Source organism: uncultured Desulfovibrio sp. (genome assembly GCF_902477725.1).
Taxonomy (GTDB): domain Bacteria; phylum Desulfobacterota; class Desulfovibrionia; order Desulfovibrionales; family Desulfovibrionaceae; genus Desulfovibrio.
In genome coordinates this window covers 194,957-208,377 of the sequence record NZ_CABSIF010000006.1, presented here as the reverse complement: position 1 = coordinate 208,377, position 13,421 = coordinate 194,957, and the positions used below count along the sequence as shown (strand labels likewise).

The following is a 13,421-nucleotide window of genomic DNA, read 5'->3' as shown; positions in this document are numbered from 1 at the left end:
GGGGTACAGCCCGTTTAAATTGTCTGCCGCAAGGGCCGGCCTGCCGCTTAAGCCAGAATGCCTGCGGGCAGTGGGCCAAACACGGATTCATACCGCTGCCGGAAGACTTCCGGTGAATACTCGTGTTCCTGCGTGCCCATTTTTTCAAGGCAGAAGCTGGCGCTCACCGAGCCGATCTTGGCGGCTTCAGGCATGGAAAGCCCGTGCAGCAGGCCCTTGAGCAGGCCCGCGCGGTGCGCGTCGCCCGCGCCGGTGGGGTCGAGAATCTGACGGGGAGGTACAGCGGGAATGCGCGTTTCCGTGCCGTCCGCGCCGCGCACAAGCGCGCCGTCGGCGCCGAGCGTGGTCACAAGCCACAGGGTGCGGCCTACCAGTTCGTCCTCGCTCTTGCCCGTGGCCTTGCAGATCATGTTCAGTTCGTAGTCGTTGGTGATGCAGGCAAAGGAGCCTTCAATGGCCGCCAGCAGATCGTTGCCGGTAAGCACGGGCAACTGCTGGCCGGGGTCGAAAATATAGGGAACGCCCTTTTCGCGGTAAAATCCCGGCAGGCGGCGCATGTCCTCCACATTGCCGGGGGAGATAATGGCAATGTCCTTATCACCATCAATGGCGGGGAAGCTGTAATCGGCAGGGAGGCTCATGGCGCCGGGGTAAAAACCGGTGATCTGGTTGCTGTTGAGGTCGGTGGTGATGTAGCACAGGGCGGTAAAGATTTCTTCCGCCCGGCGGATACCTTCCAGAGGCAGCCCCATATTTTCCAGCACAATGGCGTAAGGGCCAAAGTCGCGCCCAGCGGCGGCAACGATGGTGGGCTTTTCGCCAAGCAGGGCCAGAGAATAGGCAATATTGCCCGCGCAACCGCCGCGCCGTTCATCCATGCCGTCCACCATGAAGCTCACGTTGATCATGTGCAGTTTGTCCATCAGGATGTGATCCTGAAAACTGCCGGGGAAGGTCATGATGCGGTCAAAAGCCAGTGATCCTGAAACATAGATGGACATAGTTTCCTCTTGATGACGTGACGGATGAAAGTTGGTCAGGCCGTGGGCGGCAGACTGTTTTCTGTAATCCAGCGCAAAAAAGGCTGATGGCCGTCTGCAATGGGCATGGCGACCACACAGGGGACTTCATAGCTGTGCAGGGCGCGCGCCTTTGCCATAAAATCCGGCAATGCGGCCTCGCTCACCTGGGCTACAAGCAGGCATTCCCCGGCTTCGTGTACCTCGCCCTTCCAGCGGTAAACCGACTGCGCGCCGGGCACCATGTTGACCCCGGCGGCCAGACGCAGACGCACCAGCTCGCGCGCGAGCGTCAGCGCCTCCTCCTGGGTGGGCGTGGTCATATAGACCAGAAAAACCTTGCTGTTTTCCTCGTGTTCCATATAGGCATGCTACACGTAGCCGAAAAAAAAACAAACCCTAGCCACGGGTGCAATATGCATCCAAACGGGGCAAGGGATTGCATCACGACGGATTGCGCCACGCACCAGTGCCCTTGCTTGCGGGCATGCGCTCCCTGTGGCATAAAGAGACATGAGCGTAAAATCATCCCCACAGGCAACGGCCCGGAACGTTCTTGCCGCCCTGCAAAAACGCTATCCACACCCGCGCACCCATCTGGACGCCCAAAATGCATGGGAACTGCTGGTAGCCACAGTGCTGGCCGCACAGTGCACAGATGCCAGGGTGAATACCGTTACGCCGGAGCTGTTCCGCCGCTGGCCCACCCCTGCCGCCCTGGCCGAGGCCCAGCTGGAAGAACTGGAAAGCGTCATCCGGCCCACAGGATTTTTTCACAGCAAGGCCAAAAACCTGCTGGGGGCAGCGCGGCGTGTGCGTGATGTTTTTGACGGGCAAATCCCCAAAAGCATTGAAGACCTCGTCACCATCCCCGGCGTTGCCCGCAAAACAGCCAATGTGGTGCTGTTTGGCGCATACGGCATCAACGAGGGGCTTGCTGTTGATACGCATGTAAAACGCATTGCCTACCGCCTGGGGCTGACGGACGAAACCGATCCCATACCTATTGAGCGCGACCTCATGAAACTTTTTCCGCGCGAGGAATGGGGCGATGTGAACCACCGCATGGTCTGGTTTGGGCGCGAAGTGTGCGATGCGCGCAAACCCCTGTGCGACACATGCGAAATGCTGAGCTTCTGCCCCCGGCGCGAACCGCCCAAGGCCGCCAAGCCCGCGAAGGGGCGCAAATAGGTTTTTGAACATAGGCCTTAAGGGAATACATATCCTGCCGATACATCTCAACAGCGGTTCCCGTAAACGGAGCACACGATATCGGTGGAAAGCCACGCCTTCCGCAGCACAGGATGGAAAGCCATGTCGCAAAACAGCTTGCTGAACGTTAGCAATAACGAACTTGAAATTATTGAATTTATCATTGATGAAAAGCAGCCGGACGGCAAGGTCTACAGCGGGCATTACGGCATCAACGTTGCCAAGGTGCTTGAAATCATCCGCCTGCCCAATATCACCAGTGTGCCCAGCAAGTGCGACCCTTCAGTACTTGGCACGTTCAATCTGCGCGGCAGGGTGCTGCCCATATTGAACCTTGCCGCATGGCTGGGCAAAGAAATGGCCACGGAAGAAAACACCAAGGTCATTGTCACCGAATTCAGCGGCGTGCAGGCGGCGTTTATGGTCTCCTCCGTCACCAGCATCCACCGCATGACCTGGGATCGCATTGAGCCGCCGAACCAGTACGTGCAGACATATTCGCGCGAAAGCATCACGGGCGTTCTGCGTATTCAGGATCGCGTACTTTTTATTCTGGACATGGAAAAAATCCTCGCCAGCCTCGACAGCACCCTGGACATGTCGCAGGTTGAGGTGGACACCTCTCCCGTGGAAGGTGCCGGTCAGTTCCACCTGCTGGTGGCTGACGATTCAAGCTCGCTGCGCAACGTCATGCAGTCATCGCTGGAAAAATCCGGTTTTCAGGTCACGGCTGTGGGCAGCGGGCGCGCCGCTTGGGATTTTTTGATGCACACCCGTGAGGAAGCCCAGGCCAAGGGCAAGGAACTTACGGATGTGGTGCATCTGGTTATTTCCGACATTGAAATGCCGGAAATGGACGGGCACATGCTCACGGCAAAAATCCGTGAAACCCCCGGCCTCAGCACACTGCCCATCATCCTGTTCTCCTCGCTCATCACCGATGCGCTGTATGAAAAGGGCGTAAAGGTTGGGGCAGACAGGCAGGTTTCCAAGCCTGACCTCCCCGGCTTGAACAAGATCATACGCGAAGTTATTTCCGAAAAACTGAACAAATAAAGGGCCGGAGCAACCTTGCTCCAATCAGCTCACGGTCAGATTTGCCAGCGCCGCAGAAACATATCCTGCGGCGCTTTTTATATAAATGATGTCTATGCCCTGTGCACCGAGGCAAAACTCCGTTCAATACCCTTGCTATAGTGGATGCTCGGATATCCAAACAGCACGACCACGCCCTCGCGGCTTTTGCAGCGGATGCCATGCCGTTTGCGAAAACGCGCAGCGCTGCCGCCCCACTGCAACAAAGGGTGGATGGAACCTATCATGCAGGTGCCAAGGCCCAGAGCCTCGCCCGCCAGCATGGCAAGGGATGCGGCCACCAGCGGATCCGCGGGGTCTGCCCAGGGCGAACCGTAAAAATACATGGTCAGGGGCGCGTCATAGGTGACGATATTTTTCCCCGCATCCATTGAAGACGTGAACGCCGCCAGCGCAGGCCGCACAAAATTGCGGAACAGCCCGTCATTGGCCTTGCCCCAGAATGGGCGCATGAGCGCAAGAAACCATGGGGCAGTGAGCCAGCCAAGGGTTTTGAGGTGTGCGCAAAAATCACTGGTGAAGGCGCGGTTTTTCTCCCTGCTGTCCAGCACAAGCACATTGACGTCTGAAGGTGGTACGCCCATGGGCGCGGTGCGAGCTGCGTCAAGGATGCGGTCAACCAGCCCGGGCTCCACCTCGGCGGGCATAAATTCGCGCACACTTCTACGCCGCCGCAACAGGGCGTAATACGCATCAAAACTCGCGGCGCTGCTCCTGGGCGGCAAGGGAAACACATCGTCCGGCCCCAACGCCCGACCCCGCACGGTTATGGCCCCGACGGGGCAAACAGCCATGCAATGACCGCAACCCACGCAGCCAAAAAGAGGTTGGGGGGCACGACTGGCCTTGCCGCCTTCAAGCCGCAGGCCAAAATCCTTGCACACGGCAACGCACTGGCCACAGCCAGTGCAGAGTGCGGTTTCAATGCAGACAGTGGCCGCGCTTTGCGTGCGCGATGTGGGAATGGCCATAATATCCCCTTGCAGCAGTGATAGTAGGTGCGTCACAGTAGTACCCAGGACAGAACGCATCAAGCAAACCATACCGGGAACCGTTCGATGCTGGTATCGTGTGACACCCATTTCAGGCTTGCCGCTCCAATCAATTCGCTCTCCTGTCCTTGGGCGTCACAAGCGTGACGAAATACTTGGCAACCTTTTTGCAAAACTTAATATATGGATGTTTATAATTACGATCCGGCCAGTGTGCTCAGCCTGCTGCTCACCATGATGCGCGTAAGTATCGTCATGTTCATGCTGCCCGTATTTTCCACCAACAACATCCCCACGCAGGTCAAGGCGGCCATAACCATTGTTTTTTGCCTGGGCGTATGGCCGCACCTCACGCTCCCAGCCGCCGCATTGCCTGCGCATCCCTTTGACGTGGCACTCATGATGCTGGGAGAGATGGTGCTGGGTCTGGTGCTTGGCATGGCCGTCAATTTTCTGTTTATGGGCATTCAGGCGGGCGGTGAGCTGCTGGGCTTTCAGATGGGCTTTACCATGATCAACTTTGCCGATCCGCTCACCGGCAACCAGACAGGCGTCACGGCATTTTTTCTGTGGATGGTGTCCCTGCTCGTTTTTCTTAGTCTTGACGGGCATCTGTATATGATCAAGGGATTTGCGGCCTCATTTGACCTGGTGCCGCCGGGAGGTTTGTTTATCGGGCCCGTGGTGCTGCGTCAGGTCCTGTATCTGGCGTCGCAGATGTTTGTGCTGGCCTTGCAGATCGCAGCCCCGGTCATGGTGGCCCTGTTCATGGTTGAAGTGTCGCTGGGCCTCATGGCCCGCACCTCGCCGCAGATACCCATTATGGAATTTGGTTTCCCCATCAAGGTGATGGTGGGCTTTTTCTTTCTGGGGCTGCTCATGGTCATCATGTCTGACCGCATCGCATCCTTTGTGCAGGGGCTGGACGGCCTGTTCATCAACCTGCTGCGGTCCATGAGTCCCTTGTACCAGTAAGTCCCTGACAAAATCCAAAACAAGTCGCCCGGCTTCTCCTGTCGCTCCTATCCCAAAACACTGCCAGTGCAGAAGGCCCCATTGACGCAGCCATCCCCCTCCAGCAGTTCAGGCGGCATGCAGGCTACTTCTGTTTTCTGAAAAGAAAGCAACCGCAGCCGTACTTCTGTTGCTGCGCTTCCGCTTCTGAGGCATGCGCAATGAATTCTCCCCTGTCGGTGACAAGGGCAAATTCCTCAAGACACAGGGAGCCAAAGGCCTCTAACACCGCGCTGTATGTGTAGATACGGTGGGCGTTGTAGTGAATTTTTGCCACCCCGCCTATGGGAACAACAAAGAGCAGACGCCCCCCCTTGCCAAGAACACGCACCAGTTCGCGCATGGCTGTAATATCCCCCTGCGGGGAAAAAGGATCGCCGTAGCGCTCAAGGCCAATATGCTCCACAACGTGCATGCACGACAGTGAATCCACACTTTCGTCAGCAAAGGGGAGGCTGGTAAGGTCGGCCCGCTTGCAGCGCAGGTTGCCAAGAGTAAGGGGGGCGGGACGATAGTCGTAAAACGTGATGGGCACAAAGGCCGACGCGATAGACACAAAATAGAGGCTCGAAGAAATGTCTATATGGCTTGCAGGCCGCGTGCGTGCAAGAACGCGTGCCGCCCATGCCGTATGGTAGATATAATGGGCGTCAAAGGGGGTTGTGCCCTGCGCATCATTCAGACAGGGGTGCAGATCTTCCTTGCGGCAGAGGAAACGCCCGTCATCTTGCAGCTGCTCCGCCACTTCCAGAAACCGCAGAAGAAACCGTTCTTTCAGCGCCATTTCTTCACTTTTCACATATCCCCCAGTATCGCTGATCGTTGCCGCAAAAAATGCAAAAAACAGGGTGCGCGCCCGTTATTCTACCGGGCACATATGCCAGCCTTCCACTCGCATGCATTCTCCCGGGATGGGGCTTTTACCGCCACGCCACTTGCTGGGCATGATGACGGTTTTATTCTCCGCCCGCTGCGAAAGCCAGGCCCCCCACCAGCTCAGCGAAGAATTTGAGATGATGAAGTGTTTACACTGCGTCATCAAAAAGAGATCCCCGGCGACATTGTCGTTGTCGTTGGCATCCACGTAAACAAAATCGTAGGGAAGACCGGCGAAGGCTTTTTTTGTCCACTCCATGCCGTTGGAGAAAACAAAAAACGTTGGCTTTGGCTGCACCGCCGCTGCCAAAATTTTGAAGGCGCGTTCAAAATACCGTGTGGTAAGCACCTCATGCATTGAGCCAATGTAGTCGCCGCGGCGTACGTGCACGGCTACCGGCATCGGCGCGGCATGTATGGTTTGCAGCATGGCCTGGTTGCTCTCTTCCACTGCCGGCGCAAACACGTAGGCCTCGCGGATTTCTTTTTCCGCACTGGTTACATACTGCGCATTGACATAATAGCCGCCGAGGTAGGTGGGCTGTTTTAAGGCAAGGATATCAGGATCAAAATTGCAAATGCTGTCGGGATAGTGATTGAGAGCTATATGAAAGAACAGGCGTTCGTTTTCAGAAGGAAAGCGCAGATTGATATTGGTAAAAACCCGGTTAAGGATAAAAAACCTGTTTTCGACCCCGCGTATATCTTTGCCGTAATGGCGAAACCAGGACAAATCGTGTTTTACCGTAAAGGAACTGTGTTTCCCCACAGCCAACGAAAGGGCGTATTGCCACATTTGACTGCCCAGGCCGCCATCCACCTTCACAAGCGCCGTACGCTGGATAGCGGCTACATCGATCGAAAAAGACATTGCGGCTCCTTTATGCGCAATCACCGTGAGTTGCAGGGATGGGCATGGATGCGGTCAAAAAAAGAGCTATTGGGCCTGCCATACCGACAGGTCGCCTTCCTCAAACGGTGCCGGTCTGCAAGCGGTTCTGCACAGGCCTACCGGTTGTCAAACTGATGCCGCTGCACGCATAGAGCCACTTCTGCAAAGGATACTGGCGTCTTGCGCTCCAGAATGACGGCGGTATCGGCCTGCTCAACCACGTCAAAATACTCAAGCAGCACATGATAATACTCACGGGGCGTAAAATCGTGCACCATGATCAGCGGTGTTTTCTCCCCGGTGCGCAGCAGTAGCTGCAAGGCGCAGGCAACCCTGAACCTTCCGTCCACAAGCACAAAATCCAGACTTGAGGCGTCAACGGCATCCCATATGACCTGATGGTAGTTAAGCCACGCCACGTCAGGCTCATGCGACAGAGGAAATCCCCATTCGCCCGTAGCCCCTATCTCTACATGAAAGGGGCACCAGCGCCGCGCCTTGGCCCATTCCCGCAGAGTGCTGTTGCCCAGCAGCATGCGGTTTATCCACTCTCTGTCAGATTCAACGCTGATCAGCTGGCGTACGCCTTTTTCTGCAAAAAAGGCCGAGCTTCCGCCGGCCCCAAATTCGAGAATGCAGCCATCCGGCGTATATTTGTCCATGAGGGCCACTTCGGCTTCGCTCATCTGGGGCTGCAAGCTTTCCTGGGGAGGAAGAGTGGTATCCATCATTACCTCATTGCGCACGGTTGCGGCAGGCGTCATGCCTTGTTCTGGCCCGTGAGGTCCATCGGTGCGGCCCTGTCATTGCTGACAATTCCACTTTTGCAGCCGCCACAGGTGGGGCTGCGCCAGATGCGGACTGCGCTGCATGGCGGCTGCAAGCCGGTCATACAACAGGGCATTGAACATATCAGGCGAAAAAAGTTTTCTGGTTGCGTTGGCCATGCGCAGGGTGACAGCCCAATCCACAAGCCCAGACATATCTTCAGCGGTTTCAACGGGGACACCGCCATGCAGATGGCGGTGATGCATCATCAGGCGGTTGCCAGGCGCAACACCCAGCGCCTGGAATACCTGCATCTGCGCCCTGAAGGCATACTGCGCCTGCTCGGTACTGCGGGCCGTGGAAATCTGCGCGTCATGCCTGCGATAAAACCCGAGCACATCATCCACATTGGCAAAAGCCATCTGCGGATGACGCAGAAATATCCTGAGGTAAAGCTCGTAATCAAGAGCGCAGACCATTTTTTCAGAATACTGTATGCCGAGGCGGGAAAAAAGATCCCCGTCAAAGGTCACAAAAGGATGCGCCATCGGCGCTTTGAAGAGCAAGTTGGCCTTGATGCTTTCTGAATCAAGAGGCAGCCTGAAAAGCCCGCCCTCACCGGATGGCAGAAAGGCCACAAAATGGCACCCACAGATACCAATATCGGGGTTTGCCTGCATGAGCTGAAGCTGCTTTTCCAGGCGCTGCGGAGCGCAGATGTCGTCCGCGTCCATGTGCGCCCAGTACCGCCCCCGGCACTGGGACATAAGCCGGTTGAGACTGCGCGCGATGCCCTGCCCCTCTGTATTGCGCAAAACCCGCACTCGCGGGTCCTGCACGCCCATCATGACGTCGTAGGTTTTGTCGGTGGAGCCGTCATCCAGCATGAGCAATTCAAAATCATCAACTGTCTGGTCGAGCATGGAGCGCATGGCCTGCTCCACATACTCCTGCACATTGCGGCCTGCCGCAAAAAAAGACACCAGCGGTCTGCTGCTATGGCTCGGGCATGGCGCGCCCGCGACATCCTCGCCCTGTAGATCCGGCATTATCCCCCCCTGAAAAGACGCAAGGCCGCAAAGGCACTCTTTTCCACCTTCCCTTGCGTGCAATCTCAATACCAGCGCGGATGCGCAAGCTTGCTGCTTCAGAAGAAGCGCACGCTTCAGGCAACCCCGGGCTCAGACGCGTCAGTGCACGGGGCGGGAAGGCAGCCTGGGGGTAACATACGCCTATTCTGCGCCACGAGGGTATCCGGCAGTAAAAATCCGGATACCCTCGCCGCTCAAATCAACTCAGGCACTCGTGGCAAAACTGCCCGTTGCGCGAGGTTTTGACTATAAAACGCCTGTTACCCCATAGCCCGTTGCAGTCGGGCAAGGGTTTCCTGCTTGCCCACAAGTATGATGCGAGGGGCGAGCCGCACATAATGCCGGGTCCCTGCGGGCAAAAAGGCTGCCCAATTCATTGGCTTGCCTTGCTCGCAAGTCATACCGCACGCGGGCGAAGTTTTTCCCGCGGCTACGAATCGCACCCTATTCCTTGATCTGCACGTGTTCTTCCCCGATGGGGCTGAACCGTTCCTTGTCATACTCCCCGGCGTAGGGGCCCTGCTTCACTTCCACGATTTCGGACTCTTCCAGCATCACAAAGCCATGTCCGCCGTGAGCCAGCAGCACTATGTCGCCGGGTAGGAGCACGTGGCTTTCAAGGTATTCTCTGGTGCTGGGTTCATACAGATCGAGCCGAACCTTGCCCGTCCTGATGATGAGCACTTCCTGCGTCCATTCAATGGTGCGCGGCACTGCGTTGTGATCGTGCGGCGGGATGACATAGCCCTTGGGCCGGTTCATGTACCCAAGCTGCTGGGAGAAGGTATCCGGCGTAAAAAAACGGATGCCCTCGTCCTTAAAGTCGGCCCGCAGGATCATGGCAAGAAGCTGCCCATTGCGCGAGATTTCGATCATGCAATTTTCCTTTGCGCGCTGTACCAGCTAACCCATAGCCCGTTGCAGTCGGGCAAGGGTTTCCTGCTTGCCCAGAAAGGCCATGATTTCATTGAGGTGCGAGCCGCCCATAAAGCCCATGAGAGCCGTGCGCAGAGGCGGGGCCACTTCCTTGAACTTCAGCCCGTTGTCGGCAACATAGGCGTTGAGCGCGGCCTCGAGAGCTCCAGCGGTAAAAGGTTCGCACGCGGCAAAAACAGCCGAGAGGGCCTGCAAGTGCGCCTTGCCCGCATCGGTAAAATGCTTGGCCTTGTCCTTTTCCACATAGCTGAGTTCTGCGGCAGGCACCACCAGCGGACGGAAGGCCTCGCCCAGCGCCTTGAGGTTGTTGGCCCGCTCGCGGAACATGACGCACAATGGCTCAAGCTTTTCTTGCGGCAATGTGCCGAGCCCGGCCTCTTCCACAAAAGGTGCAACCAGCGCCGCCAGTTCTGGCAGGGGCAGCTCACGCATGAAATGGGCGTTGCACCATTCCAGCTTGGCCGGGTCAAAGGCCGCAGCGGCAGGGTTCAGGTTGGTGCCGTCAAAATATTCGATCAACTCTTCCTTGGTGAACAGCTCCTGATTGCCGTGCGACCAGCCAAGCCGCACCAGATAGTTCACCAGAGCCTGAGGCAAGAGGCCGTCCTGCTGATACTCAATGACAGCCCGCGCGCCGTGGCGCTTGGAGAGCTTTTGCCGATCCGGGCCAAGGATCATGGGCACATGCCCAAAGCGGGGCACGGGCAGACCCAGAGCTTCATAAATAAGAATCTGGCGCGGCGTGTTGGAAACGTGGTCGTCGCCGCGAACAACATGGGTGATGCCCATTTCGTAGTCGTCCACCACCACGGCCATATTGTAGGTGGGCATGCCGTCTGCGCGGCGGATAACCATGTCGTCCAGTTCGGTGACATCCACGGCTATCTTGCCCTTCACCAGATCGTCAAAAACCACCTTGCCCGCCACAGGCGCCTTGAGGCGCACGCAGTGCCCCTCGCCGGGGCCGATGTTCCGTTCGCGGCAGCGTCCGTTATAGCGCGGCTTCAGGCCGTTCTGACGGGCTTCTTCGCGCATGGCTTCCACTTCTTCCGGCGTGCAGGAGCACCAGTAGGCGTGGCCTGTTTCCAGCAGCTTGTCCACATAGCGGTTGTACACGTCGGCCCGCTGGGTCTGGTAGGTCAGCTCGCCGTCCCAGTCCAGCCCAAGCCAGCGCATGGAGGCTAAGATGGAATCGGTATATTCCTGCTTGGAGCGCAGCAAATCAGTGTCTTCAATGCGCAGATGAAAACGTCCGCCGGAGTGGCGGGCCAGAAGCCAGCAAAAAATGGCGGTACGTGCACCGCCTATGTGCAGATGCCCTGTCGGGCTGGGTGCAAATCGGGTTACCACTTGAGTCATGTTGCTTTCCTTGAAACTGGCGTTGGGGGGAAGGTCGCGCATGGGCGGCTGAGTGTCAAGGGCCGCTGCGCAAGTGAAGGCGGCTTTGCCGCGTCCGGCAAGCCTGCTGCCGTCCGCAGAGCATCAGACATTTCTACTCTGCCGGGTTGCGGCTGAAAAGTTTGAGCGTGCGCCGAAGATCGGCAAGGTTAACGGGCTTGGTCAGGTGCGCGTCCATGCCTTCCTGCATGCTGCGTTCCGCATCGCCTCGCATGGCATAGGCCGTCATGGCGATAATGGGCACGGTTTTCGCCTCCGGCAGGTTACTGGCCCTGATGGCGCGCGTCGCGGAATAGCCGTCCATAACCGGCATCTGCACATCCATGAGGACAATATCAATCTCCGCGCTCCGCTGGTTCCAGATTTCCACGGCCTCCTGCCCGTTGACGGCAGAAATGCAGGTTATGCCCATGTCTTCCAGCAGCACTTCCATGATCTCGCGGTTAATATCGCCGTCTTCGGCCAAAAGAACCCGCAGGCCCTTAAGCGATGCGGCTTCGTCCCCGCTGCTTTCTTCTGCCTGCTCCTGCGCGCAGTCCTGGCTGCAAATGGCAAAGGGCAGTTCCACACGAAAAACGCTCCCCTGACCCGGCTCGCTCTGCACGGAAATGCTCCCGCCCATGAGGGCGATCAGGCGGCGGCATAAGGAGAGGCCAAGCCCCGTGCCGCCAAATCTGCGGGTGATGGACGTATCCGCCTGCGAAAAAGGCGTAAATGCGCGGGCCAGTTCATCGGGCGACATGCCAATGCCTTCATCGCTCACAAGAAAGGCCAGCCGCGCCTTGCCGTCACTTTGTTCCAGCAGCTCCACGGCCAGACGCACCGTGCCGCGCTCGGAAAATTTCAGGGCGTTGCCGCCCAGATTCAGCAGGATCTGCCGCAGGCGCAGGGCATCACCGGAGAGGATTTCCGGGACGCGAGGGTCCATGTGACTCTCAAGACTGAAATCCTTGAGCTTGTGCCCAACCTTGGGCCGCAGCAGGGACATGACCGACTCAAGTTCCTTGCGCGGCTCAAAAGGCAGATTTTCAAGCTCCAGATGGTTGGCCTCAATTTTTGAAAAATCCAGCAAATCGTTGATGATATCCAGCAGAGATTCACAGGTTGCATGGATTTTTTCCACATAATCCCGCTGCTGGGGATTCAGGGGGGTGTTGAGCACCAGATGCGCCATGCCCATGATGCCGTTCATGGGGGTGCGTATCTCGTGGCTCATGTTGGCCAGAAAAATGCTCTTGGCGGCATTGGCGGCTTCGGCGGCCTCCTTGGCCTCGCGCAGGATGCGCTCGTGCTGGCGCGCCTCAGTCACATCGCTGATATAACCGGCAATGCGCAGCACTCCCGGCCCGCTCACAATCTCATAGGCCAGGGCATACCAGCGCAAGCCCTTACGCGGGTGAGCAACCCGCAAATCCAGATGCTCCTGCCCGCCAGCCGTCCACCCTGCGGGGTTGCACAGTTTGCGCCACTTGGGCTGATCCTCGCTTACAATGCGCGAACCCATGATCTCAAGTCTGTCCGCCGTGTTCGAGGCCGTATTGATGCCAAACTGCTCATAAAAAACATCGTTGCCTGTGATGTCCAGACCGGAATTTTCAAGGCGCGCTATCTCAAAAACTCCAAGCCAGCCCAGGCGACAGGCCAGAGAAAGCCGCACAAGCCCCTCGCGCAGGCTCTGATGCGCCTCGTGCAGCTCCGTCATATCCTGATGATAGCCGACAACCCGCACAACATCATCATGATCGGCGCTGATGCGCCGCCCGCCGCAGCGCACAGGCACCAGCCCCCACGTGGGATGGTTGTACTGGTAGCGCACCTCATGCATGGCAGTGTCTGCAATAAATTCGTCATGGATGGCCCACAGATGGGGGCGGGAGCGGGCATCAACCCTGTCCACCCAGAAGTTGAAGCACTCTGCGGGGGTCATTTCTTCGCTTGCACCAAGCAGGCGCAGGGTCACCGGATTGGCAAGCATGGATATATGACCGGTGTTTCTGTCTATATCAATGACCCACAGCCCCACATTGGCAGCAGCCAAGGCTTCGCTGTTCCAGTCCTCATTGCGGGACGCGTCTTTTGCAGCGCTTTTTGCGGCCATAACTCCCCCGTTTTCCATTGTACCATCCAT

The 13,421-nt window shown here is 57.5% G+C and carries 13 protein-coding genes; 3 read left to right on the top strand and 10 right to left on the bottom strand.

Annotated features, from left to right (window positions below; translation table 11 throughout):
- Window positions 1-47: 47 nt before the first annotated feature.
- Window positions 48-1,001 (bottom strand): carbohydrate kinase family protein, encoded by a 954-nt coding sequence (locus RDK48_RS07435; RefSeq protein WP_298995274.1) that lies wholly within the window; start codon window positions 999-1,001, stop codon window positions 48-50.
- 35 nt (window positions 1,002-1,036) lie between these two features.
- Window positions 1,037-1,381 (bottom strand): divalent-cation tolerance protein CutA, encoded by a 345-nt coding sequence (gene cutA / locus RDK48_RS07430; RefSeq protein ID WP_298995277.1) that lies wholly within the window; start codon window positions 1,379-1,381, stop codon window positions 1,037-1,039.
- Window positions 1,382-1,532: 151 nt separating this feature from the next.
- Here cutA and nth point away from each other — a divergent pair, with 151 nt between their 5' ends.
- Together nth and RDK48_RS07420 are read left to right on the top strand one after the other, a co-directional pair.
- Window positions 1,533-2,210 (top strand): endonuclease III, encoded by a 678-nt coding sequence (gene nth / locus RDK48_RS07425; RefSeq protein WP_298995280.1) that lies wholly within the window; start codon window positions 1,533-1,535, stop codon window positions 2,208-2,210.
- Window positions 2,211-2,333: 123 nt separating this feature from the next.
- A complete protein-coding gene (locus tag RDK48_RS07420; protein ID WP_298995283.1) occupies window positions 2,334-3,287 on the top strand; it encodes a chemotaxis protein in 954 nt (317 codons plus the stop codon).
- Window positions 3,288-3,379: 92 nt separating this feature from the next.
- On the opposite strand, the gene RDK48_RS07415 is transcribed toward RDK48_RS07420, so the two are convergent.
- Complete coding sequence (locus tag RDK48_RS07415; RefSeq protein WP_308587859.1) at window positions 3,380-4,297, bottom strand: nitroreductase family protein; 918 nt, start codon at window positions 4,295-4,297, stop codon at window positions 3,380-3,382.
- A 204-nt stretch (window positions 4,298-4,501) separates the two neighbouring features.
- On the opposite strand from RDK48_RS07415, the gene fliR reads away from it, so the two are divergent.
- Window positions 4,502-5,293 (top strand): flagellar biosynthetic protein FliR, encoded by a 792-nt coding sequence (gene fliR, locus RDK48_RS07410; RefSeq protein WP_298998526.1) that lies wholly within the window; start codon window positions 4,502-4,504, stop codon window positions 5,291-5,293.
- Between the two features lie 124 nt (window positions 5,294-5,417).
- Here the strand turns inward: fliR and RDK48_RS07405 are convergent, their stop codons facing one another.
- The 7 genes from RDK48_RS07405 to RDK48_RS07375 form a co-directional block, all read right to left on the bottom strand.
- Window positions 5,418-6,131, bottom strand: coding sequence for a DUF268 domain-containing protein (locus RDK48_RS07405; RefSeq protein ID WP_298998524.1), 714 nt, complete (start codon window positions 6,129-6,131; stop codon window positions 5,418-5,420).
- A gap of 60 nt (window positions 6,132-6,191) precedes the next feature.
- Window positions 6,192-7,103: an alpha-1,2-fucosyltransferase gene (locus tag RDK48_RS07400; RefSeq protein WP_298998522.1), complete on the bottom strand. Its 912-nt coding sequence runs from the start codon at window positions 7,101-7,103 to the stop codon at window positions 6,192-6,194.
- Between the two features lie 113 nt (window positions 7,104-7,216).
- Window positions 7,217-7,828, bottom strand: coding sequence for a hypothetical protein (locus RDK48_RS07395; RefSeq protein ID WP_298998520.1), 612 nt, complete (start codon window positions 7,826-7,828; stop codon window positions 7,217-7,219).
- A gap of 75 nt (window positions 7,829-7,903) precedes the next feature.
- Window positions 7,904-8,917: a glycosyltransferase family 2 protein gene (locus RDK48_RS07390; RefSeq protein WP_298998518.1), complete on the bottom strand. Its 1,014-nt coding sequence runs from the start codon at window positions 8,915-8,917 to the stop codon at window positions 7,904-7,906.
- A 486-nt stretch (window positions 8,918-9,403) separates the two neighbouring features.
- Window positions 9,404-9,835: a hypothetical protein gene (locus tag RDK48_RS07385; protein ID WP_298998516.1), complete on the bottom strand. Its 432-nt coding sequence runs from the start codon at window positions 9,833-9,835 to the stop codon at window positions 9,404-9,406.
- A 27-nt stretch (window positions 9,836-9,862) separates the two neighbouring features.
- On the bottom strand, window positions 9,863-11,254 hold the full coding sequence (gltX, locus tag RDK48_RS07380; protein ID WP_298998513.1) for a glutamate--tRNA ligase: 1,392 nt from the start codon (window positions 11,252-11,254) through the stop codon (window positions 9,863-9,865).
- Window positions 11,255-11,387: 133 nt separating this feature from the next.
- On the bottom strand, window positions 11,388-13,409 hold the full coding sequence (locus tag RDK48_RS07375; protein WP_298998511.1) for an ATP-binding protein: 2,022 nt from the start codon (window positions 13,407-13,409) through the stop codon (window positions 11,388-11,390).
- Between the last annotated feature and the right edge of the window lie 12 nt (window positions 13,410-13,421).